Source organism: Sphingobacterium lactis (genome assembly GCF_051951495.1).
Taxonomy (GTDB): domain Bacteria; phylum Bacteroidota; class Bacteroidia; order Sphingobacteriales; family Sphingobacteriaceae; genus Sphingobacterium; species Sphingobacterium lactis_A.
The window spans coordinates 1-4,925 of record NZ_JBNHAS010000010.1; the positions used below are offsets into that span (position 1 = coordinate 1).

At 37.5% G+C, this 4,925-nt stretch carries 5 protein-coding genes; 3 read left to right on the top strand and 2 right to left on the bottom strand.

Going from position 1 to position 4,925, the window contains the following annotated elements; all coding sequences use genetic code 11:
• Window positions 1–144 precede the first annotated feature (144 nt).
• Complete coding sequence (locus tag ACP6L2_RS18080) at window positions 145–1,005, top strand: helix-turn-helix domain-containing protein (protein ID WP_440510649.1); 861 nt, start codon at window positions 145–147, stop codon at window positions 1,003–1,005.
• Between the two features lie 125 nt (window positions 1,006–1,130).
• The gene (locus ACP6L2_RS18085) at window positions 1,131–1,433 is read left to right on the top strand and encodes a DUF983 domain-containing protein (protein ID WP_440510650.1); all 303 of its coding nucleotides are present in this window, start codon (window positions 1,131–1,133) and stop codon (window positions 1,431–1,433) included.
• Window positions 1,434–1,529: 96 nt separating this feature from the next.
• Here ACP6L2_RS18085 and galE read toward each other — a convergent pair whose 3' ends face one another.
• Complete coding sequence (gene galE / locus ACP6L2_RS18090; protein ID WP_440510651.1) at window positions 1,530–2,561, bottom strand: UDP-glucose 4-epimerase GalE; 1,032 nt, start codon at window positions 2,559–2,561, stop codon at window positions 1,530–1,532.
• A 30-nt stretch (window positions 2,562–2,591) separates the two neighbouring features.
• The gene (locus ACP6L2_RS18095; RefSeq protein WP_440510652.1) at window positions 2,592–3,554 is read right to left on the bottom strand and encodes a UDP-glucuronic acid decarboxylase family protein; all 963 of its coding nucleotides are present in this window, start codon (window positions 3,552–3,554) and stop codon (window positions 2,592–2,594) included.
• Between the two features lie 59 nt (window positions 3,555–3,613).
• Here ACP6L2_RS18095 and ACP6L2_RS18100 point away from each other — a divergent pair, with 59 nt between their 5' ends.
• Window positions 3,614–4,858, top strand: coding sequence for a 3-deoxy-D-manno-octulosonic acid transferase (locus ACP6L2_RS18100; protein ID WP_440510653.1), 1,245 nt, complete (start codon window positions 3,614–3,616; stop codon window positions 4,856–4,858).
• Window positions 4,859–4,925 lie beyond the last annotated feature (67 nt).

Here is a 4,925-nt window from a genome sequence, read left to right on the forward strand (position 1 = left end):
TTCTACTAAATACTAACCAAAGCGGTCTAAAATGGTAATTTTCCTATCATATTTACACATGCAATATCCATAACAAGTAAAAAGTACCATTGATTTCTCTTTTTATACCATGCCTAATGGTAGTTATTGAGTACTTTTGTATCGATGGCAAAGATACCTGTAATCGAGCAATGTACGGTTTCCTATAAAGAGGATAAGCATTTCCTAGCAGATCGCTTGGATGTGTACTTGGAGAGGAATTCCAATCTTGTTTTTCCGCATAGACATAATTTCTACCATATGGTATTATTTCTATCGGGTGCAGGGAAACATGAAATCGATTTTAAGCAATATTCCATTTCTCGAGGTCAAGTATATGTTATGGGACCTGGTCAAGTTCACTCTTGGATGTTTGAAGGTGACATGAAAGGCTATATTGTCAATTTTGATATCGATTACTTTAAATCTTTATTGTTGCAATCGGACTATGTAGAAAGCTTAGCGATGTTCTCTTCCTTAAATGAAGGAGTATTTACCTTGGATGAACTGCAATTGAGAGAAATGATGGGGTTGATGAGTCAACTGATTGAACTCAATGAAAAACCGATTGTCTCGGATTTGAATCGTTCATTGCTTTTATATATCTTACTGAAGTTGGATCAGGCTTATGCGCCTAATTTTCCTTCTAAGACGGTAGATTATCATTTAGTTTTGATTAAAAACTTTATAGCATTGGTCGATCAACATTACAAAGACTTACATTTGCCAAAAGAGTATGCTGAATTATTATTCGTAACACCGAATCATTTAAATTCAGTTTGTAAAGAATACTTAGGTCAACAAGCAGGCGAGGTTATACGAAATCGTATTATCTTAGAAGCGAAAAGACTTTTGATTCTGCCCGATTGGACAGTGTCGCAAGTAGCTTACGAATTAAGTTTTAATGATAATTCATATTTTACAAAGTTTTTTAAGAAAATTGAGGGGATAACCCCAGAGGAATTTAGGAGGTCACAATGGAAATAAATACAAATATGGAAACAAAATATAGCATCCCATCCGAAATAAAGTGTGCAATTGATGGTAAATGTCCGCGTTGTAGAACAGGGAATATGTTTGCCGCACCTTTGCTAAGCTTTAAATCGCAAAAGATGTTCGAAAGATGTCCTGCATGTGATTTGAAATTTGAGAAAGAGCCTGGATACTTTTATGTGGCCATGTATGTAAGTTATGCCTTAAGCGTAGCGGAATTAGTTACTGCCTGTGTTTTGACTTATTTTATCAGTGGTAACTTAGAAAGCCCTTGGCTATATGTCTTCGTTGCTCTTGCAGTAACACTTTTAATGGCGCCGTTTAACAATCGCTATTCACGTATCATCCTGCTGTACTGGATGACACCAATGTTTAAATTTAACCCAAAGATCTATGAAAGGGTTAAAGAAGAAGGTTATTAAGAATACATCACAATTTTATAGTTTTTATAACGGTTTAATAAATGAAAAAGCAGTGAATCATTGATCCACTGCTTTTTTATATTTATGTTATTCAGCTTACTGAATAGGATTCTCACTTAAGTATTTTTCCCATGCCCATGCAGATGCCATCATTTCATCAATTCCCAATTGTGCTTTCCAACCCAATTGATCAGCAGATTTAGTAACATCTCCCCAAACTTTAATAATATCTCCTTCACGACGCGGACCAATTACATAGTTAAGTGGCTTGCCTGATGCTTTCTCAAATGCAGAAATAGCTTCCAATACAGAATATCCATTACCTGTACCCACGTTGAATACATCGTAATTACCATTTGGATTTCCTTTTTCTAACAATTGAATTGCTGCAACGTGCGCTTTTGCTAAATCCACCACATGGATATAGTCACGAACCGCTGATCCATCTGGAGTATCATAATCATCTCCAAATACAGTTAGCTTTTCGCGTTTACCAATAGCTGTCTGCGTAATGAATGGCAATAAATTCTGTGGAACTCCAATCGGCAATTCACCAATTAAAGCAGAGTCATGTGCCCCTACCGGATTAAAATAACGTAAGGCAATGATGTTATAATTGCTTGCTGCTTTTGCAGTTTCTTCTAAAATCTCCTCAGCGATTTGTTTGGTATTTCCATAAGGAGAGGTTGCTTTCTTTACTGGAGCCGCCTCATTGACAGGTAATACATCTGGCTCGCCATATACGGTACAGCTGGAAGAGAATACAAAATTAATCGGCTTTTCTCTATAAGATTCCAACAAGTTGATTAAAGAGAAGAAATTGTTGTGGTAATATTTCAATGGATTCTGAACAGATTCACCAACAGCTTTTGAAGCAGCAAAGTGTATAATGCCAGAAATGTCCGAATGCTCAGAGATAAACGCATTTACCTTTTCTGTATCACAAAGGTCAAATTCGTAAAACGCTGGTTTTACTCCAATAATCTTCTCTATTTGATCTAAAATCTTAACACTTGAATTGGAAAGATTATCGACTAAAATAGGGGTGTATCCTGCGTTGTGTAATTCTACAACTGTGTGTGAACCAATATAACCGGTACCACCAGTTACTAATATCTTCTTGCTCATATTTAATGTATTACGAATGTTTAATTTCTATTAATAGTTTTTCGATTCAAATAATTCCTGATAATAGGCGATTGTTTTTTTCAAGCCTTCTTGACGACTCACTGTCGGTTCCCATTCTAGAATCTTCTTTGCCTTGCTGATGTCAGGACGTCTTTGCTTAGGGTCATCTATTGGTAATGGTTCAAATACGATCTTTGAACTACTTCCTGTCAATTCAATAATCTCCTTAGCCATATCCAGTAAACTCATTTCATCGGGGTTTCCGATATTGACCGGTAAACAATAATCTGAAAACAGTAAACGGAATATTCCTTCTACTTGATCAGACACATAGATGAAGGAACGAGTTTGTCGACCATCCCCAAATACCGTGAGATCCTTTTGTTGTAAAGCCTGCGCTATAAAGGTGGGTAATGCCCTTCCATCTTCCAATCGCATTCGCGGACCAAAAGTATTGAAGATACGCGCTATTCTGGTTTCTAAACCATGGAAGTTGTGATATGCCATAGTCATTGCCTCCTGAAAACGCTTGGCTTCATCATATACTCCACGTGGACCAACCGGATTGACATTGCCCCAATATTCCTCATTCTGTGGAGATACTAAAGGATCACCATAAACTTCCGATGTAGATGCTACTAAGATTCTAGCTTGTTTGCTCTTTGCTAATCCCAATAAATTATGTGTTCCCAATGATCCTACTTTTAAAGTTTGAATAGGAATCTTAAGGTAATCTATTGGACTAGCCGGAGATGCAAAATGAAGGATGTAGTGAAGTTCTCCAGGTACATGGACAAACTTGGAAACATCATGATGGTAAAATTCGAAATTGGATAATTGAAAGAGATGTTCGATATTTTTTAGGTCACCAGTTACAAGGTTATCCATCCCAATAACATGAAAATCCTCCTCAATAAACCGGTCACATAGGTGTGATCCTAAGAATCCAGCTGCGCCGGTTATTAATATTCGTTTGCGCTTGTTCTCCTGCACAATAGTGAAATTGAAAAGGTTTAAATATCTTTGACGAATATAAGCAATATTTTAACATTATGCGTTTCCTCTATCAGTTGAGTATCTTTTTATATGGGCTTTTATTACGCCTTATAGCTCCTTTTCACCCCAAAGCCAAATTGTGGGTGTCAGGACGTAAAGGTCTCCTCAAGCGCATAGAGCAAACGGTTGAAAAAGGGCAAGAATACATTTGGTTTCACTTTGCATCCTTAGGTGAATTTGAACAAGGAAGGGCAGTTATGGAGCAAATCAAAGCCAAGTATCCTAGTGAAAAAATAATTGTAACTTTTTTTTCCCCATCAGGTTATGAGGTCCGAAAAAATACCGCTTTAGCGGATTATGTGTTCTATTTGCCTGAAGATACAGCAAGAAATGCGGAGCGATTTGTTGAACTTATCAATCCGAAATTTGCCGTATTTACCAAATATGAGTATTGGTACTTCTATTTCAGAGCTTTAAAGCGTCGTCAAATTCGCTTATTAATGATATCCGCTATTTTCCGTGAGAATCAACTATTCTTCAAACAATACGCTCGATTTTATCGAAACATTTTAAAACTAGTTTCCTATTTCTTTACGCAGAATATGGAGAGTGTCCACCTTCTAAAATGGATCGGAATAAGCAATGCCGGTCTTGCTGGTGATACCCGATTTGATCGCGTAGTCGAATTGCCCAAGGAACATAAGGATATCACAGAGGTCAAGGCTTTTGCTAACAATCATCCAGTACTTGTTGCGGGAAGTACTTGGCCAGCAGATGAAGCCTTGTTAAAAGAATTACTAGAGAAACATAAAACATGGAAGATGGTGCTTGCACCTCATGAAATCCATGAAGAACATATCCTTCAGATATTGAAGTTATTCCCCAATGCCCTTCGCTTTTCACAGTTTAATACTTATAGCCATTCACAAATAGAGCAAGCACCAGTATTAATTATTGATAATATCGGTATGCTCTCCTCCTTATACGCATTTGGCCAGATCGCTTATATAGGTGGAGGTTTCGGGGTTGGTATCCACAATACCTTGGAAGCTGCTACTTATGGTATACCTGTTGTTTTCGGTCCGAAATATGATAAATTTCAAGAAGCAAAGGATCTCATTGAAATAGGCGCCGGATTTTCCATTTCCAATGCGGAAGAATTGAATCAAGTCTTCAATGCCATGTTGGTAGAAGCAAAAAGAATTCCTGCCGCTACAGCCGCTAAAAACTATGTACAGCAACGAGCAGGTGCTACACAAATCATCATGAAGTATCTGGAGACCGAGAAGTTGTTGGGGTGAGACCGCTTCGCTATTAGATATGAGATATGAGACCGCTTTGTTGCCCTTCGGGCAGTATTTAGTATGT